This is a genomic window from Mesorhizobium sp. GbtcB19 (assembly GCF_019091085.1).
Lineage (GTDB): Bacteria > Pseudomonadota > Alphaproteobacteria > Rhizobiales > Rhizobiaceae > Mesorhizobium.
Window position 1 is genome coordinate 1 of the sequence record NZ_JAGXJY010000230.1, and the last position, 271, is coordinate 271.

General features: G+C 35.1%; 1 protein-coding gene. It reads right to left on the bottom strand.

Features of this window, described 5'->3' with window-relative positions; all coding sequences use genetic code 11:
• On the bottom strand, positions 1–249 hold a 249-nt coding region (locus tag KVT37_RS32235; RefSeq protein ID WP_217579031.1), incomplete at its 3' end, for an HAD-IIIA family hydrolase.
• Positions 250–271: the final 22 nt, after the last annotated feature.

Genomic DNA, 271 nt, shown 5'->3' on the forward strand with positions numbered 1-271 from the left:
TTTTAATTTCATATGAATCATGTCTAGTTCTGATTGCGTCATATATCCAAAAGTAACGCCCGCTTGGTTTGTAACAACAAATACCTTAAAGCCCATCTTATTAAACGTACCGATTGCTTTTGCTGCACCTGGGATTAAATACAAATCACTTGTTTTATTTACAAACTTAACTCGATCAGTTAAAACTTCATTAATCACGCCGTCTCTGTCTAAGAAAATTGCACGCTGTTGTTTAGTTGAATCATGCATGTATTTCCCCTCCTATATTTCC